Source organism: Mycolicibacterium lutetiense (genome assembly GCF_017876775.1).
In the GTDB taxonomy this organism is placed as follows: Bacteria; Actinomycetota; Actinomycetes; order Mycobacteriales; family Mycobacteriaceae; genus Mycobacterium; species Mycobacterium lutetiense.
Genome location: NZ_JAGIOP010000002.1, coordinates 2,852,342 through 2,878,124, shown reverse-complemented (window position 1 = coordinate 2,878,124; position 25,783 = coordinate 2,852,342). Strand labels below are relative to the sequence as shown.

The window sequence follows — 25,783 nt, the reverse complement described above, 5'->3', positions numbered from 1 at the left end:
CCCACGCGGGCGGTAACGGATATGGGCATAAAAGGATTTGGCGATCTCGAAGCTGTGGTGATGGAAGTGCTGTGGTCACGCGCGGAGCCCTCGACGGTGCGCAGCGTGCACGACGAGCTCGTCACCAAGCGTCAGATTGCCTACACCACGGTCATGTCGACGATGGACAATCTGTTCCGAAAAGGCTGGCTGGAACGGGAGAAGGTCGGTCTGGCGTACAGCTATCGGCCGGTGATGACCCGTGAGGAGCACTCTGCGCAGCTGATGCGCACGGTGTTCGAATCCGGTGGCGACAGCGAGCTGATCCTCAACTTCTTCCTCGAGCAGATCGTCGACGACGACTCCAAGGAGCTTCGACAGGCCCTCAAGCGGTTCACCGAGGAGCAGCCGCGATGAACGCGGTCACGTTTCTCCTCGGCTACGCGATGGCTTTGAGCTGGCTGGCGCCGGTACTGTTCACCGGCCCGATCTCGGCTCGCATTCATCCCAGACTGTCGGTGGCAGGCTGGTTGGTGGTCGTCGCAACCGCGTCCTTCGCCTGGGTCGCGGCGCTGGTGATCCTGATTGCGGGTGCCGCCCACAGCCTGATCGTCCGCAGCGCACCGACGTTCTGCGTCGAAACACTGGGGATCGCCAGCGCGGTGACGTTGCCGCCCACCGTGGCGACGGTCTTGGTCGTCGCCCTGCTCGCAGCCACTGCCGCAGTGGCGACCAACACCACGCGCCGGGTGATCGTCGCATTGTGTCGGACGCGCCGCGCCAATCGCCGGCACACAGAGGCGGTCCGGATCATCGGCAGGCCCACCGGTCACGACGGCGTCGTCGCCATCACGGCTGACCAACCGACCGCCTACTGCGTGTCCGGCGGCCGGCGCAGCGCCATTGTCGTCACGACGGCTGCTCTGGAACTGTTGAAGCCACCCGCGCTCGCCGCGGTTCTGGCCCACGAGCGGGCGCACCTGCGGGGCCGCCACCATCACGTCATCGCGATGCTCAACACTCTCGCCGCGGCACTGCCGCGGTTACCCCTGATGCGGGCAGCGGCGCAGTCGGTACCGGCGTTGTTGGAGATGTGCGCCGACGACGCGGCCACGCGCAGGTACGGTCGTGAGCCGCTGTTGGCGAGCCTCGTCGCGTTGAGTACCCGGCACCGCGTGCCCGACGGCGTGCTGGCCGCGGCCGGGACGGCAGTGACCGACCGGGTTACCCGACTCATGCATCCACAACAGGAGAGTTGGTGGCGCCCACACTCTGTCGCGATGTCGCTCATCGTCGTCGCGATTGCGGTGGCACCGGCCTTCGCGCTGACGTTGTGCACGCTGCAGCAGTAGACGTGCAAGTCAGCTCAGATTCTGGCGTCCACCGCGTCGGGCACCGAGGTGAGCAGTTTCGCGTCCGCGGTGAGCAGGGTGAGCCGTTCCACGGTGGACTGGGCGACCAGGATCGCGTCCAAGGGATCCTTGTGCGGCAGCGCCGTGATATCCGAGGCCAGAGTGTGGCGACGCGTGATGGGCAAATCCTGCACGCCGGAACGCCCGATCGCTTCGTCGAAGTCGCCAGGCAGAGTGAGCTTGCCGATCGCCGCCTTGATGGCGAGCTCCCAGGTGCTGGCCGCGGAGACGAACACTGTGGCGCTTTCGGTGATGCGTTCGCGTGCGGTGGTTCCCAGCCGCGGGTTGTCTTCGAGTAGCCAGAGCAGGACGTGGGTATCCAGCAGCAGCCCGCTCATTCGATTCCGAACAGGGCGTTGAGATTGCTATCGGCGTCGTCGAAATGCTCGGTGTCGTAACCGACTCGACCCGTCAGACCGCCGAACACGATGTCAACACGGGTGTGAGGAACGAGGTCGGCAACAGGCCTGCCTGCCCTCGCGATCGTGATCCTCTCACCGCTTTCGACCCGGGCGAGCAGTTGCGACAGGTGCGTCTTCGCATCGTGGATATTGACGGTCGACATGTAATCACAATACTGGACTTAGTCTAGTTGGACTAGGCGTGCCGGTCAGTGTGGCAGCTGCGCGAGCCAGTCGGAGTTTCCGTCGACGGCCTTGCCGTCGATGGCCACCAGGGGCACCCCGGGCTCTGGGAAACCGCGCAGCAGCGGAAGGTTGTTCGCGCCGATGGCGTGGCCGTCAAAGGGGATCGGAAGCCCCAGCTTGATCATGTCCTGGGCCGACGGCGGCGCGCCGGCGCGGTCGGCCAGCCCGGCGAGCTGATCGTTGCTCAGGTCTGCCGCGCCTTCTTCTTCCGGCTGTTGGTCGGCGGAGAAGATCTGCTCGATGAACCGCCAGGTGACGTCGCTCGACCGTGAGTGATCGGCGACGATGAACGCCGCATAGATCGCACGACTGTCGTAAGTGCCGCTGGCCGAGTACTTTTCGAGGAAATTGACCAACCGCAGGTTGATGTGGAGCTTGCCGTCCTCGACGCGGCGGCCGATCTCGGCACCTTGCTCTTGCACCATCTTCCCGCTGTACGGGCACAGCGGATCCAGGTAGAGGTCGATCTGACCGGGCGCCGCGGGGTCGCCGATGGAGAGGGCATCCCCGGCAAGCACAGCCTCGGCCGCGTCCGCGCGACCGGTACCGGGACCCCACACCAGCGCCGCCGCGAGCAGGCCAACCATCAGGATCAGGTGGAGCGCGCGGTAGGGCGGCCGGTTCACGGCGTCGGTACGCGTTGGTTGCAGGCTCATGGTCTCCATTCTCTCGGAGGCTGCCAGCTGTTGCGGTCCGAGTGGTCGGTAGTTGTCGGTGGCGTGCTGTAGGAACGCGTGTATGAAGCTGGTGGCGTGGGCTGAGCGTAACGGTGTTGCGCGGGTGACTGCGTGTCGCTGGTTTCGCGCGGGGTTGTTGCCGGTATCCGCTCGGCGCGTGGGTCGATTGATTCTGGTCGACGAACCGGCTGGGGATGCTGGCATGCGATCGCGGACCGCGGTGTATGCACGGGTGTCGGCTGCCGCTGACGAGGACACCAAGGCCGCCTGATGCCCAGGTTCGAGGTTCGGCAAGGCTGGACGGTCCAGGCGTTCCGGTTCACGTTGGACCCGACTGAGGGCCAGTCAAAGTCGCTGGCAAGGCATTTCGGCGCGCGCCGTAAGTCATACAACTGGACAGTGGCCACCCTCAAAGCCGATATCGAAGCCTGGCACGCCACCGGCGTGGAGACGGGTCTGCTGCACGAATAGGTGACATCTGAGTTGGCTTGCCCGTGCTGGGCGAGCTGGAAGGATGTCCTTGTGCCCAGGCCCTATCCCCGTGAGTTCCGCGACGACGTCGTCCGCGTTGCCCGCAACCGCGACGACGGTGTGACGATCGAGCAGATCGCCACCGATTTCGGAGTCCACCCGATGACCCTGCACAAGTGGATGCGCCAAGCCGACATCGACGAGGGCACCAAGCCTGGTAAGAGCACCGGCGAGTCCGGTGAGCTACGGGATGCGCGGCGTCGGATTAAGTTGTTGGAGCAGGAAAATGAGGTCTTGCGCCGGGCCGCGGCGTACCTGTCGCAGGCCAATCTGCCGGGAAAAGGCTCTACCCGCTCGTAGGTGAGCTCGCCGCTGACGGGATTCCCGTGGCGGTGACGTGCCGGGTACTCAAGCTCGCCCGCCAGCCCTATTACCGCTGGCGGGCCAATCCCATCACCGACGCGGAGGTCGTCGAGGCCTACCGCGCCAACGCGCTGTTCGACGCCCACGGCGAGGATCCAGAGTTCGGGTACCGCTACCTGGTCGAGGAGGCCCGTGATGCCGGTGAGCCGATGGCCGAGCGCACCGCCTGGCGGATCTGCGCGGACAATAAGTGGTGGAGCGTCTTCGGCAAAAAGCGCGGTAAGAACGGAAAAGTGGGTCCGCCGGTGCACGATGATCTTGTCGAGCGCGACTTCACCGCTGGTGGTTCAAATCAGCTGTGGCTCACAGATATCACTGAGCATCGCACCGATGAGGGCAAGCTCTATCTCTGTGCGATCAAGGACGTGTACTCCAACCGCATCGTCGGGTACTCGATCGACTCTCGGATGAAGTCCCGGCTGGCCACCGCAGCGCTCAGTAGTGCGGTGGCACGCCGCGGTGATGTGGCCGGTTGCATTCTGCATTCCGATCGCGGATCTCAGTTCAGGTCAAGGAAATTCGTGCACGCCCTCGGCCGCTACGAGATGGTCGGATCGATGGGCCGCGTCGGGGCGGCCGGCGACAATGCGGCCATGGAGAGCTTCTTCGCCCTGCTCCAGAAGAACGTGCTCGATCGCCGCCGGTGGAGCACACGAGAAGAGTTGAGGATCGCGATCGTCACTTGGATCGAACGGACCTACCATCGGCGCCGGCGCCAAGCCGGACTCGGGCGGTTGACCCCGATCGAATTCGAAGCGATTATGACCGCACCGGCCAGTCAGGCCGCGTGACCGAAACTGTCACCTGATCGTGCAGCAGACCCGACCGAGGAACCGTCGCTGCGGGTATTGCGGAAACGGTGGAACACCGTCAAGAACGAGGTGTGTGTCAACCTCGACACCGGCGCGGTGTGGTGGCCGGACTGCTCGAAAGAGGCGTATGCCGACGGTATCGATGGTGCGGTCAGGGCGTACTGGAACTGGCAGCAGAGCCGAGCTGGTACGCGTGCCGGCAAGCGCGTGGGTTTCCCGAGGTTCAAGAAAAAGGGCCGCGACTGCGACCGTCTGACGTTCACGACCGGGGCGATGCGCGTCGAGCCCGACCGGCGACACCTCACACTGCCCGTGGTCGGCTGTGTCCGCACGCACGAGAACACCCGCCGTGTTGAACGGCTCATCGCCAAGGGCCGGGCGCGGATTCTGGCGATTTCGGTGCGGCGCAACGGCACCCGGTTGGATGCGAGTGTGCGGGTGCTGGTGGCGCGTCCGCAGCAGCCCCGTGTGAGGCTGCCTGATTCACGGGTCGGTATGGATGTAGGGGTGCGGCGGCTCGCCACAGTCGCTAATGGGAGCGGCACCGTGATCGAACAGGTGCCCAATCCACGCCCGCTTGATGCCGCGTTGAAGCAGTTACGCCACCTCAGCCGTGCCCGGTCGCGCTGCACGAAAGGCTCACGCCAATATCGTGAGCGCACCACGCAGATGTCCCGGTTGCATCGCCGGGTCAATGATGTCCGCACCCATCACCTGCACGTCCTGACAACACGGTTGGCCAAAACCCACGGCCTCATCGTGGTTGAAGGATTGGACGCTGCCGGGATGCTGCGGCAAAAAGGGTTGCCAGGTGCCCGCGCCAGACGGCGCGGGCTCTCCGATGCCGCCCTGGGCACACCGCGCCGGCACCTGTCCTACAAGACAGGTTGGTACGGATCGCAGCTGGTGGTTGCTGATCGCTGGTTCCCGTCGTCGAAAACCTGTCACCTGTGTCGGCATGTGCAGGGCATCGGCTGGGCCGAGCGCTGGCAATGCGACCGTTGTTCGGTCACCCATCAGCGTGACGACAACGCCGCTGTCAACCTCGCACGCTACGAGGAACCCATTAGCGTCGTCGGCCCAGTTGGGGCCGCCGTTAAGCGTGGAGCCGACCGTAAGACCGGACCTCGTCCGGCCGGTGGCCGTGAAGCGCGGAAGGGAGGCAGCCACCCGGCTGCCGAACAACCCCGAGACGGGGTGCAAGTCGCGTGACCAACTAAAGATCACTCACTTGCAACGGGATTGTCGTCGTCCTCATGCTGATGATCGGGTCGCTCGTCGCATCTACCACGTCGGCCTTCGCCGACACCGGCGATGAGTTTTGCAGTACCAAGAGTTCTACCTCCCACCGGACCCGTTGCCGGCCGGTGTGCCCGGTGATGTGATCCGAACCGAACCGAGCCGGTTGGTACTCGAGCCGTCCGGCCAGTTGGGCGCCATCATGGCCACCGGAACGCGGATCATGCACCGCAGCACCGATTCTCGTGGGAATCCGATCGCCGTCACCGGCACCTACTTCGAGCCGTACAACGACTGGACCGGAAAGGGTCCGCGTCCGCTGATCGTCTATGCGCCGGGTACCCAGGGGCAGGGCAACCAGTGCGCACCGTCGCGCCAGTTCAACCAGGGCATCCATTACTCGGGTGGTTGGGACATCATGTCAACTACGAGGAAGCGTTCGTCGCGACCTTGGTGGCCCGCGGCTTCGCCATCGTGATGACCGACTATCAAGGCCTCGGCACGGACTCGATGCACACCTACGTCAACCGTCTGGCCGAAGGTCAGGCCGTCCTCGACGCCGGCCGGGCGGCCATGAAGCTACCCGATACCTCGCTGGATCCCCATGGGCCCGTGGCATTCTGGGGATACTCGCAGGGCGGTGGCGCAACAGCGTCGGCGGCCGAGCTGGCCTCGGCCTACGCGCCCGAACTGAATATCGTCGGCACCTACGCCGGCGCACCGCCGGCCGACCTCAAGGAACTGCTGCCGTATGCCGACGGCAGCGCGCTCGTGGGCGTCGTCGGCTATGCGCTCAACGGCGTCATCGCCGCCTACCCGGAAGCCGCCGACGCGATCCAGTCGAAGCTCACCCAACGCGGCAAGGACATGCTCGAGTCGGTGTCGCGCCAGTGCGTGGGGCAGACGATCGTCGACTTCGCCTTCCGGCATCTGCAGCCCTACTTCAACGAGGACATCAGAAAGCTCGTCCACGAAGAGCCGTTCAGCAGCCTGTTCGATCGCGGAGTTCTGGCGGGCTGGCCGGTCGATGGCACTACCTGAACGCCGTTGTCGAACAACGGCGACGACAACAGCATGGTGCTCACGTGGTCGACGAATGCCTCGCGGTCGGAGCCGAGGTTGCCTTCGGTCCATTCGATGAACAGCGAGATGATGGCGCCGAAAACGGTGGCGTACTGCATCTTGACCCGCGCCGTCGCAGCGGTGTCCGAACCGTCGGTCGGGGCCGTGAGGCCACTCATCGCACCGACGGTGCCGCGGACAATATGACGCAGGCTCAGGTCGGCGATGGGCTCTACCAAGAGGATTCGGCAGACGGCCTTGACATTCCGTGAGCATAACGAGCACGATCCAATTCTGGAAGCATCCGCCTCCGGATTGGGGAAGGATGCCCGTGGCCGCACCCAGTGCAGGCGAACCTCGCGCCGAAGTCGCGGCCTGGGCTGCATTCGTCGACGGATTGCGCACGGCCGGTGAACAACTCGCGGTCGATACCGCGGAACTACCGGAATCCGAACGTGCCGACGGGTTCCGCGCGCTGCTGCGGGCCGTGTCGAATCAGCTGGGCCGTTTGGAAGTCGATCGGGACAAACCTGAGTTCGTCGCGTTCAACGGCTGGCGTCAGAAATTCATGATGGACAACCCCGACTTCCAGTACTGGGTCGCTGATGTCCGCCCGGACGGCCGATACCGGATCCGCGGTAACCGCGGTGACGCGTCGTACGTTTCGATCACCGTCTACGCCGGCGGTGCCGCGGCCCAGGCCAACTCCCGGATCGACAGCGATGCCATCACGTTCGACGCCAACGGCGATTACCAGGTGGCCGTGGGCGGAGACCATCAGGCGAGCGATTGGCTGGAACTGCCCGATCGCGCCACGGTGATCTGGGTACGGCACTTCCACGATGACGCGCAGACCGATCGGATCGGACGGTGTGTCATCGAACCGGTGGATCCGCCTGTGGCCCCGGCACCGATCGATCCGGCACGATTCGGCAAGCAGCTGGCCAAGGCGTCGACGGTGATCACGCACCTGCCTCGGATCTGGGCTGCTGCCGAGGCGGCTGATCGCGGTGAACCGAACCAGATGCGCCATTGGACCGAGATGACCGGTGGAGCGGTGTACACCGAACCGGCTATCCACTATCTGCGCGGCGGCTGGCAATTGGGCCGCGACGAAGCACTACTCATCGACGGTGAGCTGGCGGCATGCCGGTACTGGAACATCTTGGCGTACAGCAGGTTTCTGAACTCACTCGACTACCGGCATCGGCGGGTCGCCTACACCGGTGCCACCGCGACGCTCGACGGCGGACGCTACCGATTCGTGGTCTCGGCCACCGATCCGGGTCCGGCCGCCGGAGACTGGATCGACAGCGAGGGCCGCTCCTTCGGCATCATCGTCATGCGATTCCTGCAACCCGAACAGCAGCCCTCACTGCCCACGACACGCGTCGTCCGCCTCACTGGCCTGGCTGAGCACTCGTGACCGGCTGGGTGGCACCCCTCCGCACACCGGAAGCGCTCAAGGCCTACGCGGCGGCCGAGCAGGACCGGACCGCCCGTCCGGACCGCTACCAACTCGGTGCCGACGCCATCGACATCGTCATCGGCCGCGGCACCCGCGGCGCCGGTGCCGCCATTCTGGGCGACCCCGACGAGTGGCGTCCGGGCTTGGCGCAGTACCTGGCATCGGCCGAGGCGGACGGTCGGCTCAACGCCCTCGGCGCGTTGACAGCCCAACGAACAGCGGCAGGTCGGCTGGCGGCCCGGGCCATGATGACGCGGTATCTGCAGGAACACCCCGAGACCGAGAACCGGCCGGTGCTGCCGCCGATCATCATCACCGGCGGCTGGCGCACCGGGACGACCTTCCTGTTTCGGCTCCTCGACCGCGATCCCCGATTGCGGGCACCGCTGCCCGCCGAACTCGGTGCGCCATGGCGGCTACCCGGCGACCTCGACAGCGAGGAACGCGACCGTCGTCTTGAGGCGGCCGCTGCGGGTCAGTACATGCTGCACGTTCTCAACCCGGCGATGGCGGCCGTGCATGATTCCGGGCCGCACCTGCCCGAGGAGTGTGTGCTCGGGATGGGCACCACCCTGCGCAACTGGGGCTTCGCCGCCACCACCCGACTGGACAGCTACGCGTCCTGGCTCGCCGGACAGGATCTGGCGCCCGAGTATGCGCAGCATCGGCGGATGCTGCAGATTCTCGACGCGAGGGATGGTCGACGCTGGGTCGTGAAAGCACCGGCACACACCGCTGAGCTCAGCCACGTCATCGCGACGTATCCGGGCGCGTGCATCGTGCAGTTGCACCGCGACATCGTGGAGACCGTCACCTCCGGCGCGAGCCTGTTCGCGACGTACCGGTCCACCTACAGTGACCACGTCGACGGGGTGGACGTGGGCCGGTTCCAAACCGAACAGACCGAGCTGTGGCTGCGGCGCGCCCTCGACGCTCGGGCCACGGCGTCGGCCGTGACCTGGCACGACGTCCAGTACCGCGACCTGGTGGCCGACCCCGAGGCGACGGTGCAGCGCATCTATGCCGCGGCGCAGATGGAACCGCCGGACATCGCCGGAATGCTCGCAGAGCATCACCGCGCCCAGCCGCGCGACGGCAAGGGGAAGCACCGGTACGAGCCCGCCGAGTTCGGCATCGACCCCGCCGAGTTGCGCGAACGCATGCGGTTCTACACCGAGCGACTGGCGCTTCCGGCGTCGCACCATTACGTTCCCTGAGGTGATGTCCTCAGCTGCCTGCGCAGTCGCGCGGTCGATCGCTCCCTTCCTGACAGTCGCCTCGGTGGTCGCCGCGGGCCTTGCTACCGCTCCCGCGCCGACGGTGCGTCTGGCCAGCGACGGGAACCCGCTCGAGGGCCATTCGTTCTACGTCAACCCCTCGTCGAAGTCCATGCGTGCCGCGAAAAGCGACCCGAGCCCCGAACTCCAGGCGATCGCCAACACCCCCACCGCCTACTGGATGGACCACATCTCCAGCCCCTCGGTGGACGCCAAGTACATCGCCACGGCGCAGGCCGCCGGCACCATGCCGATCCTGGCGCTGTACGGCATCCCGCACCGCGACTGCGGCAGCTACGCCGCGGGTGGATTCGGGTCGGCCGGTGCCTACAAGGGCTGGATCGACGGGGTCGCCGCCGCCATCGGCGGTGGGCCGGCCGCGGTCATCCTCGAACCCGACGCACTCGCCATGGCCGACTGCCTGTCGGCTGATCAGCGCGAGGAACGCTACAACCTGATGAGCTACGCCGTCGACACCCTGACCCGCAATCCGGGCACCGCGGTGTACGTCGATGCGGGGCACTCCCGGTGGACGGCGGCCGACGAGATGGCCAACCGGCTCAACCGGGTCGGCGTCGCCAAGGCACGCGGTTTCAGCCTCAACACCGCCAACTTCTTCACCACCGAAGAGGAAATCGGTTATGGCGACGCGATTTCGGGCATGACGGGTGGCAAGCCCTACGTCATCGACACGTCGCGCAACGGTGCCGGACCGGCCGAAGGTGAGATGTACTGGTGCAACCCGAGTGGCCGGGCCCTCGGTGCGGCGCCGACCACGGCGACCGGAAACGGAAACGTCGACGCCTTCCTGTGGGTGAAGCGTCCCGGTGAGTCCGACGGCGCGTGTGGCACCGGCGAGGCATCCGCAGGAACCTTCGTCAACCAGTACGCCATCGACCTGGTCCGTAAGGCACACGGCTAACCGACCGGCGACCTACTGGGGCGGTGGAGCCCCTTCGCATTCGGCGAGCGTCGGCGTGGAGAAGGTGACCGACCCGACGCCGCCGAGCGTCATCCCGTTGTCGGCGAGCGTCATCGTCGTCGTGTAGCGGCAGGTCTGGTTGACGGTCAGCCCGGTGAGGAATTCGACGTCGTAGGTGTAAAGGAACGAACGCACCAGCTGGTTCGCGTCCCACGGCACGTCGAGGGCGAAGCCCAGCGATGATCCGGAGAGGGCATTGAGCAACCGTGGGCCGACCTCACCGATCCCCGGCGTCAGATAGAACGGCGCCCCGTCGAGCTTGGTGCCGGACACACTGACACTTCTGATGCGATAGCCGGTGGTGCCCGACGGGATGAGCGGACCGCGTCTGATGTTCGTGCTGAACAGAATTGAGTAGTTCGTGCCGCCGGCGATGGCAGTCGTGCTGAAGCTGGTCGAGGTGAATTCCTGCGGCAGTTGAGCGGCGCAATTGCCGACCTTGCCGGCTGGATCACCGCACTCCTGCGGTGCCGCCAGGGCAACGGGCGCAGCGATCGCGGCTCCGATGATGGGCACCGTGACCGCGGCGCCGCGGATGAACGTGCGTCGGGAGAACGCACTTCCTGAACGAATCGTCATTGGTCTTCCTCCTTGTTCGCGCGTGCTTTCGGTCTCCAATTCCGAAGCTACAAGGGTGACCCCACGAATTGGCCGGGTTCGGCAACTAGCGGAAGGAACCGGCCCCGCCGTCGACGAGCAGGGTTTGCCCGGTGAGATAGGTGGAATCGTCGCCGATCAGGAAGGCGACGACGGCCCCGATGTCGTCGGTGGGGTCGCCGATTCGTTTGAGCGAGGTGCTCCTGACGACCGCCTCGTACTGTTTGGGCGCCATGTCCCGCAACACTTTCAAGCCGTCCGTCTCGGCGAGCGGGCAGACCACGTTGACGCGGATCCTGTCGACGCCCCATTCCAGGGCGGCCACCTTGGACATGCCGCGAATCGCCTCCTTGGCGCCGGCGTACGCACCGAAAGAGTGGGTGCCAACCGTGCCCGCGGCCGAGCCGAGATTGACGATGGATCCGCCGCCGCCTTTGACCATGACCGGGTGGACCGCCTGCATGAGCCGGAACGTCGCCCGTGGCCCGGTGTCGTGAACCCGCTCGTACTCCTGTGCGGGGATGTCGACGAACGGTATGGGTCCGGCGCTGGCCACGGCGTTGTTGACCAATCCGTTCACCGTGCCGAACGTCTCCAGCGCGGCGTCGACGATGTGCCGTGCGCTGTCGGCCTCCCGTAGGTCGGCCACCACCGATGCCACCTCGTACCCGGCGTCGGTGAATTCGGCTGTGGTGTTTGCCAATACCTCATCGAGGATGTCGGTCACCAGGACGCGGGCGCCACGGGACAGCAACGCAGTGGCGATGCCTTTGCCCACCCCGCGGGCGGCTCCGGTGACGATTGCGACGTGTCCGTCCAGTGAGTGTGGATGGCTGTAGGAGGACATGGAGCTGCCTTTCGGATTCGGCCAGATTTGGCACGCTAACTCATATGATCAAGCGCTGACGAGGAAGTCGAGGAACACCATGTTGAGTGATCTACGTTTTTGCCATCTGGTCGTCGGCGTGACCGACATGGACCGGGCACTGGACTTCTACCGCGGCCTGCTGGGCATGGATGTGGTGTTCGACCAGTTCATTTCCGGTGAACCTTTCGACGCGGTCCTTCATTCGTCCCGGCAGCAGGAGGGCCGTGTCGTCGGGGGATCGGTCGGCGGAATGATGCTGGAACTGCTCAGCTTCGGCCCCTCGACCACACCCGGATCGTCAAAACGCGGCATCGTGGGCAACCAGAACATCGCGTTGTCGGTCACCGATCTCGACGCCACCTACCGCGCCGTGATCGATGCGGGCTTCCAGCCTGTTCAAGAGCCGTTCCCGATCGATCGGGTCCGGATGTTCTTCGTCAACGATCCCGACGGCACCGCGGTGGAGTTCGTCGAGTTCCCCGGTGGTGCCCGCAGCAGCTACGAGATGCATCGGGGCACCGACATCAGGGCAGAGACGTAACTGTCACCGCCGCGCACCCTGCCAGACGGTGTCAAAGGGTGCGTTGCCGCCGATCCGATCGACGATGCCGGCGGTGGTGAAGTCCTTGGCCAGGCGCACCGCCTCCGGGACACCGGCCCCCTTGGCGAGCGCCGCGGTGATGGCCGCGGCCAGCGTGCATCCCGCACCGGCCACCCGGGCCTGTCCCACCTTCGGCGCCCGCAGGATCTCGGCGTCCTTACCGTCGAAGAGGACGTCGACTGCGTCGTCACCGGGAAACTCGACACCGCCCTTCACCAGGACGTAGGCGGGTCCGAGAGCGGCAATGCGTCGGGCGGCTTCGACGAGATCGTCGACCGAGGAGATGTCGTCCATCCCGGCGAGGGTGCGGGCCTCGAACAGGTTTGGCGTGGTCACGGTGGCCAGCGGCAGGATCTGGCTGCGCAGTGCGGTGTCGGTATTGAGCGCAGCGCCCGGCTCCTGGCCTTTGCAGATCAGGACGGGGTCGACGACGATGTGCCGCCAAGGTTGGCGGGTGAGAGCCTCTGCGACCACGTCGATGGTTGCGGGAGTGCCGAGCATGCCGATCTTGACGACATCGAGGTCATAGGCCGACGTCGCCGCCTCGATCTGATCGGCGATGACCTGTGGGTCGACGGGGACGAACCGGTGGCCCCAGTTCGCTTTGGGGTCGAAGGACACAATGCAGGTCACCGTGCCGACGCCGTAGGTGCCGAACTCCTGAAAAGTGCGCAGGTCAGCTTGCAGGCCGGCGCCGCCGGTGGCTTCTGATCCGGCAATGACGTACGAGAGGTCGACCACGACTATGAGACTACCGACAACAGGTGTTCTGTCGGGCAAATGCCAGAAGCGGCTGAATGTGCGGCTGGGCCACGGAAAACGGCGGGCCAAATATATTGCGGCATAGTGCGTGAAGCGATTCAGCGCCTGAATGGTTCAGGGGCGCCGGGATATTCAGCGAATATGCGCTGGCGTAAATGTGGATAACGGTCGCAATCCCCAGTGCGATATTGCCTTTGCTGTTAGCGTCGGGCCCATGAAGTTCGTGCAGAGTGTAGTCACGGTCTTTGCCGCGATAGCGGTCTGCAGCGCGGCCGCATGCAGTAGCGAGACGACTGACAAAGCCCCGACCACCAGCACCGTCCCGGCCGAGTCGCCTTCCGGTCACCATGGTCCGGTCAAATCTCCGGAAACTGCACCGGCACCGGCCAGGCCTGGCCAAACCACTCAGCAGATGATGCCCAACCCGAACGGTGACGGTTCGATGGTGCCGTGCGAGGGCACCATCTGCACCAATCCGAACCACGGGGCCGGTGACAACCCGGATGAGAACGGCGGGGCAGTGATGCCCAACCCGAATGGTGATGGCTCAGATGTGCCGTGCGAGGGCACGATCTGCACTAATCCGAATCACGGGGCCGGCGACGACGGGTAGGTCGTGCGCGCCGACACCGCCGGCGCCACCCAGTCTCGTAGGTACGTACGGAGTCCGGTGTCCCGGCGCGACGGCCCGCCGGGGTCGATGATGAACGACTGCAGTGTCCTCAGCATGAACTCGACCAGCTGATCGAGCGCATCGCCGTCGAAACCGGCTGCAGACCAATCGATGTCGAAACGTCGCAGGATCGACTTACCGAATTCGATGGCGAGGTCAGACGTCACTCCCGCGGTGAACGCACTGGCCTTGCCGGGCTGCAGGACCAGGCTCAGGTAGCGGTCGTGCGGGATCTGTTCGGCGGTGTAGGCAATGCCTTCCACGACGGCTTCACTGGGGTTGCTGATCGAGCCGAGTTCCGCGGCCAGTCGATCGAGGAAGCCCTCCACCGAGGACACGGCGGTGGCCACCATGAGGCTCTCCAGCGTGGGGAAGTACCGGTACACCGTTTGCCGCGTTATCCCGAGGGCCTGGGCCACCTCGGACACGCTCACCGTGCCGCGGGAATCGATCGCTTCCCGTGCCGCGTCGATGATGCGGCCGACGGCTTCGTCGTCGTCGGCGGGAATGTCTCCCGACCAGCCGTGCCTGCGCATCCGTTGATCGTCGCATGGGGGACGATTCGATCTTGACAATACAGTCAATAGTCATTGTATGGTCAGATTATGACCGCCAGTCCAGTGAGCTGCACCGATGAGGAACTGACCCGCCGTGCGTTGCGGCATGCCGTCGCGGGGACGACGGACATGGCCGACCGGGTGCTGAAGGTGCCGTTGCACTACTACCGGGATCCAAAGATCACCGAGATCGAGGAATCCCAGATTCTGCGACGGGTCCCGCTGGCCATTGTGCCCTCGGCCCAGATCGCGGCGAAGAACGACTTCGTCGTCCGCTCGGTGCTCGGGGATTCCCTGCTGGTCACCCGGGACCGCACCGGAGCCAGCCACGTGTTCCTCAACTACTGCCGCCACCGCGGCGCCATGCCGGCCTGCGGCTCCGGCAACGCGTCGCGCTTCGTCTGCCCGTATCACGCGTGGACATACCGCAATACCGGCGAGTTGTTCATGGTGCCGGGCAAGGCCGGCTTCGACACGATGAATCCCGCCGAATACGGCCTGGTGGAACTGCCGTCCGAGGAACGTCACGGCTTCGTCTGGGCCGTCCTGACCGCGGACGCGACGATCGATCTCGACGCTCACCTCGGAGCGCTCGGACCTGAACTGGCGCAGTGGAATTACGATTCCTACGGCTACCACACCGACCGTGAGTTCTCCTCGGAGGTGTCGTGGAAGGGTGCGCTCGAGGCGTTCGCGGAGGGCTATCACTTTCCGTTCGTCCACGGCGAGAGCCTGATCGGGCAGAACACGTTGCCCAACACCGGGATCTACGACGAATTCGGCAAGCATCACCGCATCGGCTTCCCGTTCACCTGGATCAAGAATCTCACCGATGATCCGAGCGCCTCGTTCGACCCGTCGGCCAACATGGGCGTCATCTACTGGGTGTATCCCAACCTCATCCTGGCGAACAGCCCGGTGGGAGTGGAGATCATCGACATGCTGCCCGAGGGGGAACCCACCCGCTGCACCGTGCGGCACAGTTGGATGGGGCGGGTTCCCGCCACGACCGACGACATGCGGGCCGGGTATGACGCGATCTACGAAAGCGTTCACGCCGCGGTGCGCGACGAGGACTTCGCCATGCTCCCGCAGTGCGGTCAAGGCGTCCGCCACGGCCAACACGACCATATGATCATCGGCCGCAACGAAATCGCGGTTCAGCACATGATCAAGGTGTTCGCCCAGGAGTTGGGTGTGGCGCTGGCCTAGCCGTCACTTGCCCGGCAACGGCCGCCGCGCCTGCAGGGTGATGCCCGGCACTGTGCGCGCCAGATCAGGACGCTGCTTACCGAAGGCCCGCAGCGTCCGATAGAACGACCACAACTGGCGCGGGCTGGGGACTTTCGGCACCCAGGCCAGCTCCCAGTGGATGCCGTTGATCGGGTCGTCGAAGAACACCGCGTGGTAACCCGGCGTGTACTGGGGGTAGTCCTTGGGCTCGTCGGTGACCGGGATACCCCGCGCGACCAGGAAGTCCCGATGAAAGCGGTCCACTTCCTCCCGGTTTCGGGCCCACAGCGCGATGTGGTTGATCCCGACGGCCTGGTCGGGGTGGGTGAGTTTCTCCCCGGTGTGAGCCGGTTGGATGCCGATGTAGCTGTGCGGGTTGATGAATCGCGTCATGTAATAGATCGACTGGTACTCCATGTTCAGCGACGAGAAGCTGTGATACCCGAGCCAACCGAGCATCGCGTCGTAGAACGCGATCGATTCGTCGTAGTCCAAGACCGCGAACTCGACATGACTTACTCCGCGCCACCTCATCCTGCCCCCTGGGAGTTGACTACTACCGAATGTAGTACTGATGGACAGGGTTGTGAAGACTCAGTTCTGATGCGGGCTGGGCCGGGTCGCCGCGCGGCGGATTGCCCGCCTGCTCGCCGCCTCGTGTGCCTCGCGGAGCAGGCTCGCCGCCAACGCCTGAGTGTGCGTCCCCGGGTTGATGATCGAGATCCAGCCTTGTGCGCGATACACCGGGTGGGGGAGGACGGTGTCGACGGCGGTGAAGTCGATGCCGGCTGTCGCGTCGACCCGAGGATCTGCGCCGAGGAGTTCGATGTAGGTGGCCCGGCCGACGTGAATGTTCAGCCGCCATCGGCCAGGTGCATCGAGATCGCCGGAAGTATCGTCGGGATAGTTCTTTGTGACGATGGTGGCGTAGGGCTGTTCTCGTTGTGGCACTAGGCCGTTGGGTGCGTAGTAGAAGAAGTGGTCGCCCCACGCGATCTCCGGGAACGGGCTGCCCGCTATGGGCGCCAGTTCAAGGACCCCGTCGAAGCGTCGGATCGTTTCCAGTAGCTGGTCCATACTCATGGTTGAAGTGTGAAGTTGAAGTGCTTATGGAGGGTTGTAAAAAAGGGCATGGTCGTGACTGTTATGCGGCGGACATGCTGACTGTCTCGGCGGTGGCCGCGGAGACCGGGTACTCGGTCCAGCAGATTCGCGACTTGGAGCGTCTCGGCGTCGTCGCATCAGCGGTCCGGGCCGGCAACGGGTACCGGCAGTTCTCCACGACGGTGATTCGTGAGCTACACGCGTATCGAGATCTGGCCCATGCTGCGGGCCCCGTCGAGGCCCGCCGGACAATGCGCGAAATCCGCACCTTGCCACCCGCGGAGGCGGTAGCCCTGGTGAGCTCCTTGCACATCCGCATCAACCAGGAACGCGAGCAGGCCCTCGTAGCGCGCCTAGCGCTGGAGGCCATCCAAGGCGAGGCCAAGATCGAAGCCGCCCCGGCGGCAGCGGACGCGATGACGATCACCGAACTGTCACGAGCGCTCGGGGTTCGTGCCTCCACGCTCCGCTACTGGGAGACGGAGGGTTTGGTGAAGCCGGAGCGGATCGCCAATCGGACGGGATCGGCCCGGCGCTATCAGGTTGAGGCTATCCGCGAGGCGCGCATCACGGCAGCGCTACGCGCCGCGGGCTACCGCATCCCCGATGTTCAGCGAGCCGTCGCGGCGATCCGGGAGCTCGATGATGTGAATCGCTCGTTAGAGGCGCTCGACACGCGGTTGAACTCCATCACCGACCGCACTCTTTCGCTCATCCGGGCGGCGGTGACACTGGCTGAGATCATCCAATCCGCCTAGCGGGCGTTGTCGCACCCCAGGCAAATGGCGTTGCTTCCAGTAGGTCTCGGGGTTCGGCTATACGTCAGGCCGACATCTGGCACAGAAAGTCATGCCCACCGGCATAGACGATCCCGGAGGGGTACGGCGCGGATGCGGCATGGGCGATAGTCGTCGCCAACTCGCGATCCGACATCACCTCACCGGACACCACGGTGAAATCTATTCCCCGCCGGTCGAATTCGGAACGCATCGCATAGAGCGCGGTCTCGCCGGCGCGCTTGCTCGCGGCGATCGCTGCATAGCCCTTCGGCACGGCCTTGTTCGGGAAGAAGTGGGCCTGATGGCTCGTGACGAACACGATCTGACCGCCCGCCGGCATCAGCGGCAGCGCCAATGTGGCCAGCCGGCGCTGCGCATCGCGGTTCAGCCGCATCGCGTAGCCGGGATCGGTTCCCAGGTTCAGCCCGGTCGATGCATTGAGCACCAGGACGTCGAGCCGGCCGAACTCGCGGCCCACCCGCTCGATCATGGCGGCGGAGGCAGCCTCGTCGGAGATGTCGGCACCCAGTGTGGAGGCGCGACCGCCCGCGCGGCGGATGGCGTCGACGACCGTGTTGGCGCGCTTGGCCTTCTCGCGGTAGTTGACGACTACGTGGGTGTCCGGGCCGGCGAGCTGCTGTGCGACGTCGGCGCCGATACCCCGCGATGCGCCGGTGACAAGGGCGATCCGGGTGGTTGCTGCAGGCTGCATGTCGGGTCCTTCCGTCGCGACCGAGGCGGTAGGTCCGGGTTTGACCTGCGATAACACAATGGTGTGCTCGTGCCCACAACCGCCCTGAGCACCCACCGTACACCAACTCTAAGAAAAATAAGGTCCTTCTAAGGTCACGGTAAGGGCAATGTCGTGTCGCAACTGGGTTGCCGAGCCGTGATGGTGGGCTGGATCGAGCGGTACTTGTCAGTGTGTGGGGTTAGCGTCGAGGCGCTGCATGAGCGTGAAGACAAATCGTTGCTGGAGGAGCTGATGGACGATTTCATGGCGCTGCTGGCGTCGTTCTCCGGCCGCTTCTACCAGCTGCGGTCCCGGCAGAACCAACAACGTCTGCTGGATGCGAGCGCTCAACGGTTAGAGCGCCGGTGATGTGGTGATTCAGTCAGCAGTGGCACTGCGGATCACCGCGGCGGTCGACGAGACCACCGGCGAGGTGATCGAGGTCGATGCCCGGATCGGCTGGCTACTGGACTTGATCGAGCAGCTCAGCTCCGAGTTGATGCAGTCATGTTGGCAGCCAGCCGCGTTCGCCGCGCTGCATGCCGGGGTCGACACGTGGGGCCGCCGGTTGCCGTCGACAGCGGCAGCGGTCGCCGCGCGGTTGGGTTGGGTGCCGGCGCCCCCGGATGAGGTGTACGTACCGTCGCGGGTGGTGCGGCTGGCACAAGCGAACGTGGTGCCGGTGCTCAAGACCATGGCATTTCGGGATGCGCTGATCGCCGCCCTCGATGAGGACGGCCGGCTGGACCGCCAGCTCCTCGGTGAGAACCAGGCCGGCTATGTGACTACGGCGTTTCTGCGCAACCTCTGTCGTCAACTGCGTGCCGCTGGCGGTCAGACAGTATCGTCGATTACCGAGATCCAGGCACCGCCCACGGTGGCGCGGATCGCGCGGTTGGGGGCCGCCGACCGCCAACTGGTCGAGCTGGGTGCGCCGGATTCAGCCGGGCTGTGGCTACGCATCAAACTGCCCACTAGCGCCGCGCCGACCGGACGTGGTGAATGGGCGTGGTGTCGGCTGTGGTGCTTGATACCGCCGCATGTGAAAGAACGTGACATCGCCTGCTGGCACCTGCCCACGCTGTGTGTGCAGCGCGGCAAACCGCTGTTGCGGTTCACGATCACCGAAACCGTCCCCGAACCGGGCACAGTCACTGCGACCGCGGCGCTGGGCATCGACTGGTCGCCGGCCTCGCTGGGCGCGGCCACCATGGTCGCCGACCGCGACGGACGGTTGGTCACCGACGCGGCAACCCACGTCTATGACGATCGCGGTCTGGGTATCAAGCTGGCCCGACTGCAGGCCGAGGGCCAGGCGTTGACCGGCAAGATTGCCCGGCTGACGAATCTCGCCGTCAACGCGCCTGAACTCACGCGCGCGCATTTGACCGCCAAAATCGCGATCCTGCACAACACCCGAAGGGCATTGGGCGCAAAACGGCAACGGATCAACCGGGACATGGCGTTCGACTTCGCCGCCACCATGACCGCGATGGCTACCGGATCGGGGGCCGGGGTGATCGCCGTGGAAGACCTACGCGATCTCGAATCCCGCGGCCATGGCCGCGGGAACAACAATCGGGCTGCCCAATCCGCCCGACGACGCGCAGTCTCGGCGTTGGAGCATACCGCCGCCCGGGCTGGCTTGGAAGTGGTGATGTGCCCGCCACGCGGCACCTCCGCGCTCTGCCCTAGCTGCGATAAGGAACTGACCCGGCCTGGCGGGTATCACACCGCGACCTGTGAACCGTGCGCGATTCACCGAGCGAACCGTGATCAGATCGCGGGGCAGAACATCGCCAAACGCGTCCTACTCGGCAAGGCAAAGATCAAGCGGCCCAAAGGAAAACCGAAGCGGGTCACCATCGCAGAACATCAGCCGGTGCGCAAGACCCGGCAGAAGACCACCGCCACACCCAAACAGCGGCGGCACAAACGAACCCGACACAGCATCGCGGTCGCGCCAGCCCGCGCTCAGCGCCCACCAAGCCTTCCTGCACGCACAGCGTCTGTGTGGGACAGAGACCAGCAACCCGCCCCGGCGGCAAGCACCTCTGCACAACCGTTCCCCGACACCAGCGACACCCACGTGTCAGCAAGTGTCAGCGACCGATAGACGCTTAACCTGGCCTGGTGACTGGCCAATCCGTGCCCGGTGGAGTGGTGCACAAGCTGCCGGCGGACCTGCGCGACGCCCTCATCGGCAACACCACCGCGCTGGATGCGTGGCGCGACATCACGCCGCTCGCGCGCAACGAGTTCATCTGCTGGGTCGAGGACGCCAAGCAGCAGGTGACGCGCGAGCGACGGATCCGCCGGACTCAAGAGGAGTTGGAGGAAGGTCAGCGGCGACCGTGCTGCTGGCCCGGGTGCAAGCACCGCGAGCGCAACGGCACGTAGCCGCCGCCGCTACCGGATCGACAGGCCGGTGATCGCCCGGGAGATCACCAGGCGCTGGATCTCGCTGGTGCCCTCGAAGATGGTGAAGATCTTGGCGTCGCGGTGCATCCGCTCAACCGGGTAGTCGCGGGTGTAGCCGTTGCCGCCGAGGATCTGGATGGCCTCATCGGTCACGTAGACCGCGGTCTCACTGGCCACCAGCTTGGCCATGGAGCCCTCGGCGTTGTCGAAGGCCTGGTTGTTGCGGGCCATCCAGCCGGCCCGCCAGACCAGCAACCGGGCGGCGTCGATACGGCTCTTCATGTCGGCGAGCTTGAACGCGACGGCCTGGAATTCCCCGATCTTGCGGCCGAACTGCTCACGCTGGCAGGCATAGTCGAGTGCGTATTCGTAGGCGGCGCGGGCCACGCCGACCGCCATGGCGCCGACCGAGGGGCGCGTGCGTTCGAAGGTCTTCATCGCGGCCTGGCCGCCGGCCGACGCACCGGACTTCACCCTCGCGATGCGGTCCTCGAACTTCTCGCGCCCGCCGAGGATGAGGTCCTCGGACAGGCGCACGTTGTCGAGCACGACCTCGGCGGTGTGCGAGGCGCGGATGCCGTGCTTCTTGAACTTCTGTCCCTGCGTCAGGCCGTGGGTGCCCGGCGGGACGATGAACGTGGCCTGGCCGCGCGACCCCAGTTCGGGGTACACCGAGGCGACCACGATGTGGACGTTGGCGATGCCGCCGTTGGTGGCCCAGGTCTTGGTGCCGTTGAGGACCCACTCGCGGGTCGCCTCGTCGAAGCGGGCACGGGTGCGGATGGCGCCGACGTCGGAACCGGCGTCGGGTTCAGAAGAACAGAAAGCGCCCAGTTGGGGCTCGTCGGCAGTGCCGAACATGGGGAGCAGCCACTGGCCGATCTGCTCGGGAGTTCCGTTGCCCGCCAACGCTGCTGCGGCCAGTCCGGTGCCCAGGATCGACAGCGCGATGCCTGCATCACCCCAGAACAGTTCCTCGAACACGGTCAGCATGCCGAGCCCGGTGGGTTCGGTGGTCTGCTGGGCGAACAGTTCGGGGGAATACAGCCCGACCTTGGCGGCCTCCTGGATCACCGGCCACGGGGTTTCCTCCCGCTCGTCCCACTCCGCGGCGGCCGGACGCACCACCTCAGCCGCGAACTGGTGCACCCAGTCGCGGACCTCGATCACGTCGTCACTCAGTTGCATGGAGAATGTCACAGTTTGCTCCTGAAATATGTTGGCGGTCAGTTATTTTGCGAGCGGTGTTGTTTGATCGTGCTGACGGTCTGGGTGACCCAGGCCTCGAAGAAGCGGTCGTTGTCGACGTTGCCCGGCAAGCGCCCGGTGAGGGCCTGCAGCGTCGCGGCATAGGACAGTCCGGCGATCGCGACCGCCGCGGTGGCCTCGGGGTCGGGAATCTGGAAGCGGCCGCTGCGATTGGCGGCGGCCAGTTCGTCGGCGAACCGTTGATAGGCGTTGTCGGTGATGACCTGCCACGTCTTCTCGTCGAGCTCGCCGAGCTCGTCGGGTTCCCGCAGCATGACCCGGAGCAGTTCCTCGCTCTCGGTCAGGTTGGCCCAGATCAATTGCCCCGCGCTGCGTACCGCTTCTTCGGTGGTCTTGGGATGGCCGGCGTCGTACTGCTCACGCGCGGTCACGATCGCGTCGATGCGGTGCGCAACTGCGGACTCGAGCAGTTCCCGTTTGGAGCCGAAGTGCTTGTAGAGCGCTCCTGACCCCGGTGCCAGGCCGGCGGCCTGCTGGATGTGGGCCACCGAGGTCGCGGCGTACCCCTTCGCGGCGAACAGCTTCAGCGCTGTCGCTAACAGTCGGTCCCGTCCGGATGACACGGTGAGAGAGTACTCACTCACCGTCTGGTCGAACAAATGGCCCCGAGGACGCCGCCGGATAGATACGTTCACCTGGTACGGGTCGATGTGACGGGGAGGCGTGACGATGGCAATGCTGACACGAAACGACAAGATCTTGTGCGGCACCTACGCCGTGCTGGCGGTGATCGCGCTGATCGGTACCTGGTGGAACAACATCCGCTACGTCACTACCGAAAGCACGAGCCTGATCGACTTCTTCCAGTGTCAGCGGTCACGTAATTCCCCCAGCTTGAGGGTCGTCCGTCACGGAATTCCCCCACCCCGTCTGTCACGTAATTCCGCCACCCGGGCGGTGTGGCAGCCGCTCGTGGGCCTCGTAGGCAGGTTCGCTCGACTCACGGTTCGACTCGTGAGGAAGGGCGCCGATGGCGAGGAGAAGTTTCGACGTGTTCGACCTGATCGAGTTGTTGACCCATTGGCATGCGGGTCGGTCCCAGCGCCAGCTCGCGGAGAGTTTGGGCATCGACCGCAAGACCATCGCAAAGTATCTGGCGCCGGCGATCGCGGAGTCACTGACCCCCGGCGGAGTGCCGATCACCGAGACGGCGTGGGCGGCCCATGTCGGCCGGTGGTTCCCCGAGATCGCCGACCCCGGCCTGCGGGCCACGACCTGGCCCGGGATCGAGGTGCACCGCGACCGGATCCGTGACTGGCTCAAAGCCGAGGTCAGTGCGGCGACGGTGGCGCAGCGGCTGCGCGACGAGCATGGCGTTGCCGCCTCGGAATCCTCAGTGCGCAGGTGGATCTCGGGGAACCTTTCCGAGGAGGCGGCCCGCAACAAGGTGACCGTGCCGCGCGGGCCGGTGCCGGCGGGCAGCGAAGCCCAGATCGACTACGGCAAGCTCGGGATGTGGTTCGACCCGGTCAGCGGTCGACGCGTCACGGTGTGGGCGTTCGTGATGGTGCTGGCTCACTCACGGCACCTGTTCGTCCAACCGGTCCTGAAGATGCATCAATCCTCCTGGTGCGCTTCGCATGTGGCGGCGTTCGAGTTCTTCGGGGGTGTCCCGGCCCGGCTGGTCCCGGACAACCTGAAGACCGGTGTCACTCGACCGGATCTCTATGACCCGAAGATCAACAAGGCCTACGCCGAGCTGGGTGCGCACTACGGCTGCCTGGTCGATCCGGCGCGGGCGAACAAGCCGAAGGACAAACCACGCGTCGAGCGGCCGATGCAATACGTTCGGGACTCGTTCTGGCGGGGTCGGGAGTTCACCTCGCTGGAGCAGATGCAGGCCGCCGCGGTGGCGTGGTGCCGTGAGGTCGCCGGGGTGCGACAGTCGCGGGCGCTGGACGGTGAGCAACCCGGGTTCGTCTTCGCCACCGTCGAACGACGTGCATTATTACCGTTGCCTCAGAACGCATTTCAGCTCGCGGTGTGGTCGACGGGCAAGGTCGCCACCGACTGCCACGTCAAGGTCGGCAAGGCGCTGTACTCGGTTCCGTGGCGGCTGATGGGCCAGCAGGTCCATGCTCGCACCTGCGGTGACATCGTGCAGATCGTGCACGGCGGTGACGTGGTGGCCACCCACGTCACCCATCACCGCGGGCGGGCCACCGACTTTGAGCACTACCCGCCGGAGAAGATCGCCTTCACGATGCGCAACCCGACCTGGTGCCGCCGGGTGGCCGCCGAGGTCGGACCGGCCTGCACCCAGGTCATCGCCGAGTTCATGGAAGTCAACGCCATCCACCGGTTGCGCAGCGCCCAAGGCGTCCTCGCACTGCGCAAGACCGTCGGCGACGTCCGCCTGGAGGCCGCCTGCGCCCGTTCGATAGCTGTGGGCGATCCGAGCTACCGCACCGTCAAGGGGATCCTGGTCGCCGGCACCGAACTCGACGGCATTCCCGAATCCGCCGCCCCGCAGGCCGCGGCCCATCTGCGCGGACCGCAAGCATTCGACACCACCACCGGCGAGACCGCGTAACCACCGCATCGTATCTGACTGTCAATCAACATCATTCGATCAGAACCAAGGACATCAACCTATGAGCAGCATTCTCGACCCCGCCCTGCGCAATGCGCTACGCACCCTCAAACTCACCGGCATGCTCGACACCCTCGACACCCGGCTGGCCCAAACCCGCGACGGCACCCTCGGACACCTCGACTTCCTCCAAGTTCTCTGCGAAGACGAGATCGCCCGCCGCGAATCCGCCGCCCTCACCCGGCGCATCCGCCGAGCCCGCTTCGAGGAACAATCGACCTTCGAATCCTTCGACTTCACCGCCAACACCAAACTGCCCGCCGCGATGCTGCGAGACCTGGCCGCACTGCGGTGGCTCGACGCCGCCGAATCAGTCATCCTCTACGGACCCGTCGGCGTCGGGAAAACCCATATGGCACAAGCACTTGGCCACGCCGTAGCCCGCCGCGGCGGCGACGTCCGCTTCGCCAAGACCTCCCGGGTGCTCTCCGACCTCGCCGGCGGTCACGCCGATCGCACCTGGGGTCAACGCATCCGCGAATACACCAAACCGCTCGTGCTCATCCTCGACGACTTCGCCATGCGCGAGCACACCGCGATGCACGCCGACGACCTCTACGAGTTGATCTCCGACCGCGCCGTCAACGGCAAACCGCTCATCCTGACCTCCAACCGATCACCAAAGGACTGGTACAACCTGTTCCCCAACCCCGTCGTCGCCGAGTCACTGCTCGACCGGTTGATCAATACCAGCCACCAAATCCTGATGGACGGCCCTAGCTACAGACCCCGAAAAAGACCCGGCGCTAGCGCGCCGGTAGACAACACCAAGCCATCCCGGTAGACCTACACCGAGGCCCACCGGTGGCGGAATTACGTGACGGACACCCCGGGGGAATTACGCGACGGTCGACACTTCCAGAGCGGCTACACCAACTACGCGACGTCCTCGCTCACCAACGACCTATTGGTGTTCGCGTTGGCGGCCTTTGTGTTCATGGTGGTCGAGGCGCGCCGGATCGGCATCCCGAAGGTGTGGATCTACCTGGTGCTCAGTGCGGTCCTTGCCGTGAGTGTGGCGTTTCCGCTGTTTCTGATCCGGCGGCAACTGGTGCTGGCTGAGCGGCGGGTGGCATCGAGAGCGTGTGGAGGTGCAGCGAAGATCAACGAGTGAGCTTCACCTGTCCCTTGACAAACCATGCCT

At 65.4% G+C, this 25,783-nt stretch carries 28 protein-coding genes and 4 pseudogenes; 20 read left to right on the top strand and 12 right to left on the bottom strand.

Annotated features, from left to right (window positions below):
• Positions 1-21 precede the first annotated feature (21 nt).
• Complete coding sequence (locus tag JOF57_RS23185) at positions 22-396, top strand: BlaI/MecI/CopY family transcriptional regulator (RefSeq protein WP_209920501.1); 375 nt, start codon at positions 22-24, stop codon at positions 394-396.
• Positions 393-1,331, top strand: a complete 939-nt coding sequence (locus tag JOF57_RS23180) for a M56 family metallopeptidase (protein ID WP_209920499.1) — start codon at positions 393-395, stop codon at positions 1,329-1,331. The genes JOF57_RS23185 and JOF57_RS23180 overlap by 4 nt, the downstream gene beginning before the upstream one ends.
• 14 nt (positions 1,332-1,345) lie before the next feature.
• Here the strand turns inward: JOF57_RS23180 and JOF57_RS23175 are convergent, their stop codons facing one another.
• Genes JOF57_RS23175 through JOF57_RS23165 form a run of 3 tightly spaced genes read right to left on the bottom strand, consistent with a single transcriptional unit; the run spans position 1,346 to position 2,625 of the window.
• Positions 1,346-1,729: a type II toxin-antitoxin system VapC family toxin gene (locus JOF57_RS23175; RefSeq protein WP_209920496.1), complete on the bottom strand. Its 384-nt coding sequence runs from the start codon at positions 1,727-1,729 to the stop codon at positions 1,346-1,348.
• Positions 1,726-1,956 carry a type II toxin-antitoxin system Phd/YefM family antitoxin gene (locus JOF57_RS23170; RefSeq protein WP_209920493.1) on the bottom strand — a complete coding sequence of 77 codons (231 nt, stop codon included), beginning with the start codon at positions 1,954-1,956 and terminating at the stop codon, positions 1,726-1,728. The genes JOF57_RS23175 and JOF57_RS23170 overlap by 4 nt, the downstream gene beginning before the upstream one ends.
• A 45-nt stretch (positions 1,957-2,001) precedes the next feature.
• Positions 2,002-2,625 carry a DsbA family protein gene (locus JOF57_RS23165; RefSeq protein ID WP_234938847.1) on the bottom strand — a complete coding sequence of 208 codons (624 nt, stop codon included), beginning with the start codon at positions 2,623-2,625 and terminating at the stop codon, positions 2,002-2,004.
• A gap of 151 nt (positions 2,626-2,776) precedes the next feature.
• Between JOF57_RS23165 and JOF57_RS23160 the strand changes: the two are divergent.
• From JOF57_RS23160 to JOF57_RS23120, 9 genes and pseudogenes are all read left to right on the top strand, one after another.
• Positions 2,777-2,959 (top strand): annotated as a pseudogene (locus JOF57_RS23160) (IS607 family transposase); the annotation flags it as partial.
• Between the two features lie 26 nt (positions 2,960-2,985).
• A pseudogene (locus tag JOF57_RS23155) lies at positions 2,986-3,168 on the top strand (helix-turn-helix domain-containing protein); the annotation flags it as partial.
• Positions 3,169-3,237: 69 nt separating this feature from the next.
• Positions 3,238-4,400 (top strand): IS3 family transposase gene (locus JOF57_RS23150; protein ID WP_110777903.1). Its coding sequence is split into 2 segments (ribosomal slippage): positions 3,238-3,522 and positions 3,525-4,400, totalling 1,161 coding nucleotides; the frame shifts between segments, so codons are not numbered across the junction.
• Between the two features lie 33 nt (positions 4,401-4,433).
• Positions 4,434-5,633, top strand: a pseudogene (tnpB, locus tag JOF57_RS23145) (IS607 family element RNA-guided endonuclease TnpB); the annotation flags it as partial.
• Positions 5,634-5,677: 44 nt separating this feature from the next.
• Positions 5,678-6,659, top strand: a pseudogene (locus JOF57_RS23140) (lipase family protein); the annotation flags it as partial.
• A gap of 86 nt (positions 6,660-6,745) precedes the next feature.
• Positions 6,746-6,994, top strand: a complete 249-nt coding sequence (locus JOF57_RS23135) for a hypothetical protein (protein ID WP_209920486.1) — start codon at positions 6,746-6,748, stop codon at positions 6,992-6,994.
• A gap of 59 nt (positions 6,995-7,053) precedes the next feature.
• Positions 7,054-8,148, top strand: coding sequence for a hypothetical protein (locus JOF57_RS23130; RefSeq protein WP_307870087.1), 1,095 nt, complete (start codon positions 7,054-7,056; stop codon positions 8,146-8,148).
• Positions 8,145-9,407, top strand: a complete 1,263-nt coding sequence (locus tag JOF57_RS23125; protein WP_209920479.1) for a sulfotransferase family protein — start codon at positions 8,145-8,147, stop codon at positions 9,405-9,407. The genes JOF57_RS23130 and JOF57_RS23125 overlap by 4 nt, the downstream gene beginning before the upstream one ends.
• 4 nt (positions 9,408-9,411) lie before the next feature.
• A complete protein-coding gene (locus tag JOF57_RS23120) occupies positions 9,412-10,389 on the top strand; it encodes a glycoside hydrolase family 6 protein (protein ID WP_209920476.1) in 978 nt (325 codons plus the stop codon).
• A gap of 12 nt (positions 10,390-10,401) precedes the next feature.
• On the opposite strand, the gene JOF57_RS23115 is transcribed toward JOF57_RS23120, so the two are convergent.
• Together JOF57_RS23115 and JOF57_RS23110 are read right to left on the bottom strand one after the other, a co-directional pair.
• Positions 10,402-11,028, bottom strand: a complete 627-nt coding sequence (locus JOF57_RS23115; RefSeq protein ID WP_209920473.1) for a hypothetical protein — start codon at positions 11,026-11,028, stop codon at positions 10,402-10,404.
• An 85-nt stretch (positions 11,029-11,113) separates the two neighbouring features.
• Positions 11,114-11,893 carry an SDR family NAD(P)-dependent oxidoreductase gene (locus JOF57_RS23110; RefSeq protein WP_209920470.1) on the bottom strand — a complete coding sequence of 260 codons (780 nt, stop codon included), beginning with the start codon at positions 11,891-11,893 and terminating at the stop codon, positions 11,114-11,116.
• 79 nt (positions 11,894-11,972) lie between these two features.
• Between JOF57_RS23110 and JOF57_RS23105 the strand changes: the two genes are divergently transcribed.
• Positions 11,973-12,455 carry a VOC family protein gene (locus JOF57_RS23105; RefSeq protein WP_209920468.1) on the top strand — a complete coding sequence of 161 codons (483 nt, stop codon included), beginning with the start codon at positions 11,973-11,975 and terminating at the stop codon, positions 12,453-12,455.
• 3 nt (positions 12,456-12,458) lie between these two features.
• Here JOF57_RS23105 and thiD read toward each other — a convergent pair whose 3' ends face one another.
• Both thiD and JOF57_RS23095 read right to left on the bottom strand, forming a co-directional pair.
• The gene (gene thiD, locus JOF57_RS23100; protein ID WP_209920465.1) at positions 12,459-13,256 is read right to left on the bottom strand and encodes a bifunctional hydroxymethylpyrimidine kinase/phosphomethylpyrimidine kinase; all 798 of its coding nucleotides are present in this window, start codon (positions 13,254-13,256) and stop codon (positions 12,459-12,461) included.
• 609 nt (positions 13,257-13,865) lie between these two features.
• On the bottom strand, positions 13,866-14,486 hold the full coding sequence (locus JOF57_RS23095) for a TetR/AcrR family transcriptional regulator (RefSeq protein ID WP_209920462.1): 621 nt from the start codon (positions 14,484-14,486) through the stop codon (positions 13,866-13,868).
• Positions 14,487-14,555: 69 nt separating this feature from the next.
• Here JOF57_RS23095 and JOF57_RS23090 point away from each other — a divergent pair, with 69 nt between their 5' ends.
• Complete coding sequence (locus tag JOF57_RS23090) at positions 14,556-15,719, top strand: aromatic ring-hydroxylating oxygenase subunit alpha (protein ID WP_209920457.1); 1,164 nt, start codon at positions 14,556-14,558, stop codon at positions 15,717-15,719.
• A 3-nt stretch (positions 15,720-15,722) separates the two neighbouring features.
• Here JOF57_RS23090 and JOF57_RS23085 read toward each other — a convergent pair whose 3' ends face one another.
• Together JOF57_RS23085 and JOF57_RS23080 are read right to left on the bottom strand one after the other, a co-directional pair.
• Positions 15,723-16,274, bottom strand: a complete 552-nt coding sequence (locus tag JOF57_RS23085; RefSeq protein WP_209920454.1) for a VOC family protein — start codon at positions 16,272-16,274, stop codon at positions 15,723-15,725.
• A 60-nt stretch (positions 16,275-16,334) separates the two neighbouring features.
• A complete protein-coding gene (locus JOF57_RS23080) occupies positions 16,335-16,823 on the bottom strand; it encodes a DUF6194 family protein (RefSeq protein ID WP_234938223.1) in 489 nt (162 codons plus the stop codon).
• A gap of 74 nt (positions 16,824-16,897) precedes the next feature.
• On the opposite strand from JOF57_RS23080, the gene JOF57_RS23075 reads away from it, so the two are divergent.
• On the top strand, positions 16,898-17,602 hold the full coding sequence (locus JOF57_RS23075; protein ID WP_234938222.1) for a MerR family transcriptional regulator: 705 nt from the start codon (positions 16,898-16,900) through the stop codon (positions 17,600-17,602).
• Positions 17,603-17,666: 64 nt separating this feature from the next.
• On the opposite strand, the gene JOF57_RS23070 is transcribed toward JOF57_RS23075, so the two are convergent.
• On the bottom strand, positions 17,667-18,335 hold the full coding sequence (locus JOF57_RS23070) for an SDR family oxidoreductase (protein WP_209920449.1): 669 nt from the start codon (positions 18,333-18,335) through the stop codon (positions 17,667-17,669).
• A gap of 153 nt (positions 18,336-18,488) precedes the next feature.
• Here JOF57_RS23070 and JOF57_RS23065 point away from each other — a divergent pair, with 153 nt between their 5' ends.
• The 3 genes from JOF57_RS23065 to JOF57_RS23055 are packed head-to-tail and all read left to right on the top strand — an operon-like array spanning position 18,489 to position 20,756.
• Entirely contained in the window at positions 18,489-18,725 is a 237-nt protein-coding gene (locus tag JOF57_RS23065) for a recombinase family protein (protein ID WP_307870086.1), read from the top strand.
• A gap of 4 nt (positions 18,726-18,729) precedes the next feature.
• A complete protein-coding gene (locus tag JOF57_RS23060; protein ID WP_307870085.1) occupies positions 18,730-20,472 on the top strand; it encodes a zinc ribbon domain-containing protein in 1,743 nt (580 codons plus the stop codon).
• 17 nt (positions 20,473-20,489) lie between these two features.
• Complete coding sequence (locus tag JOF57_RS23055; RefSeq protein WP_209920442.1) at positions 20,490-20,756, top strand: YdeI/OmpD-associated family protein; 267 nt, start codon at positions 20,490-20,492, stop codon at positions 20,754-20,756.
• A 9-nt stretch (positions 20,757-20,765) separates the two neighbouring features.
• On the opposite strand, the gene JOF57_RS23050 is transcribed toward JOF57_RS23055, so the two are convergent.
• A complete protein-coding gene (locus JOF57_RS23050) occupies positions 20,766-21,977 on the bottom strand; it encodes an acyl-CoA dehydrogenase family protein (RefSeq protein WP_209920440.1) in 1,212 nt (403 codons plus the stop codon).
• Positions 21,978-22,003: 26 nt separating this feature from the next.
• Entirely contained in the window at positions 22,004-22,609 is a 606-nt protein-coding gene (locus JOF57_RS23045; RefSeq protein ID WP_307870084.1) for a TetR/AcrR family transcriptional regulator, read from the bottom strand.
• Positions 22,610-23,037: 428 nt separating this feature from the next.
• Here JOF57_RS23045 and istA point away from each other — a divergent pair, with 428 nt between their 5' ends.
• The 3 genes from istA (at position 23,038) to JOF57_RS23030 (ending at position 25,753) form a co-directional block, all read left to right on the top strand.
• The gene (gene istA / locus JOF57_RS23040) at positions 23,038-24,579 is read left to right on the top strand and encodes an IS21 family transposase (protein WP_209915645.1); all 1,542 of its coding nucleotides are present in this window, start codon (positions 23,038-23,040) and stop codon (positions 24,577-24,579) included.
• A gap of 61 nt (positions 24,580-24,640) precedes the next feature.
• Positions 24,641-25,423, top strand: a complete 783-nt coding sequence (istB, locus tag JOF57_RS23035; RefSeq protein WP_209912624.1) for an IS21-like element helper ATPase IstB — start codon at positions 24,641-24,643, stop codon at positions 25,421-25,423.
• A gap of 33 nt (positions 25,424-25,456) precedes the next feature.
• Entirely contained in the window at positions 25,457-25,753 is a 297-nt protein-coding gene (locus JOF57_RS23030; protein ID WP_209920432.1) for a DUF2834 domain-containing protein, read from the top strand.
• The last annotated feature ends 30 nt before the right edge of the window (positions 25,754-25,783 follow it).

What these genes read in the sequence shown, in the direction of transcription:
- JOF57_RS23185 (WP_209920501.1), top strand. Translation starts at nt 22, where the DNA reads ATGGGCATAAAAGGATTTGGCGATCTCGAAGCTGTGGTGATGGAAGTG.
- JOF57_RS23180 (WP_209920499.1), top strand. Translation starts at nt 393, where the DNA reads ATGAACGCGGTCACGTTTCTCCTCGGCTACGCGATGGCTTTGAGCTGG.
- JOF57_RS23175 (WP_209920496.1), bottom strand. Translation starts at nt 1,729, where the DNA reads ATGAGCGGGCTGCTGCTGGATACCCACGTCCTGCTCTGGCTACTCGAA.
- JOF57_RS23170 (WP_209920493.1), bottom strand. Translation starts at nt 1,956, where the DNA reads ATGTCGACCGTCAATATCCACGATGCGAAGACGCACCTGTCGCAACTG.
- JOF57_RS23165 (WP_234938847.1), bottom strand. Translation starts at nt 2,625, where the DNA reads ATGGTTGGCCTGCTCGCGGCGGCGCTGGTGTGGGGTCCCGGTACCGGT.
- JOF57_RS23120 (WP_209920476.1), top strand. Translation starts at nt 9,412, where the DNA reads ATGTCCTCAGCTGCCTGCGCAGTCGCGCGGTCGATCGCTCCCTTCCTG.
- JOF57_RS23115 (WP_209920473.1), bottom strand. Translation starts at nt 11,028, where the DNA reads ATGACGATTCGTTCAGGAAGTGCGTTCTCCCGACGCACGTTCATCCGC.
- JOF57_RS23110 (WP_209920470.1), bottom strand. Translation starts at nt 11,893, where the DNA reads ATGTCCTCCTACAGCCATCCACACTCACTGGACGGACACGTCGCAATC.
- JOF57_RS23105 (WP_209920468.1), top strand. Translation starts at nt 11,973, where the DNA reads ATGTTGAGTGATCTACGTTTTTGCCATCTGGTCGTCGGCGTGACCGAC.
- JOF57_RS23095 (WP_209920462.1), bottom strand. Translation starts at nt 14,486, where the DNA reads ATGCGCAGGCACGGCTGGTCGGGAGACATTCCCGCCGACGACGACGAA.
- JOF57_RS23090 (WP_209920457.1), top strand. Translation starts at nt 14,556, where the DNA reads ATGACCGCCAGTCCAGTGAGCTGCACCGATGAGGAACTGACCCGCCGT.
- JOF57_RS23085 (WP_209920454.1), bottom strand. Translation starts at nt 16,274, where the DNA reads ATGAGGTGGCGCGGAGTAAGTCATGTCGAGTTCGCGGTCTTGGACTAC.
- JOF57_RS23080 (WP_234938223.1), bottom strand. Translation starts at nt 16,823, where the DNA reads ATGAGTATGGACCAGCTACTGGAAACGATCCGACGCTTCGACGGGGTC.
- JOF57_RS23075 (WP_234938222.1), top strand. Translation starts at nt 16,898, where the DNA reads ATGCTGACTGTCTCGGCGGTGGCCGCGGAGACCGGGTACTCGGTCCAG.
- JOF57_RS23070 (WP_209920449.1), bottom strand. Translation starts at nt 18,335, where the DNA reads ATGCAGCCTGCAGCAACCACCCGGATCGCCCTTGTCACCGGCGCATCG.
- istB (WP_209912624.1), top strand. Translation starts at nt 24,641, where the DNA reads ATGAGCAGCATTCTCGACCCCGCCCTGCGCAATGCGCTACGCACCCTC.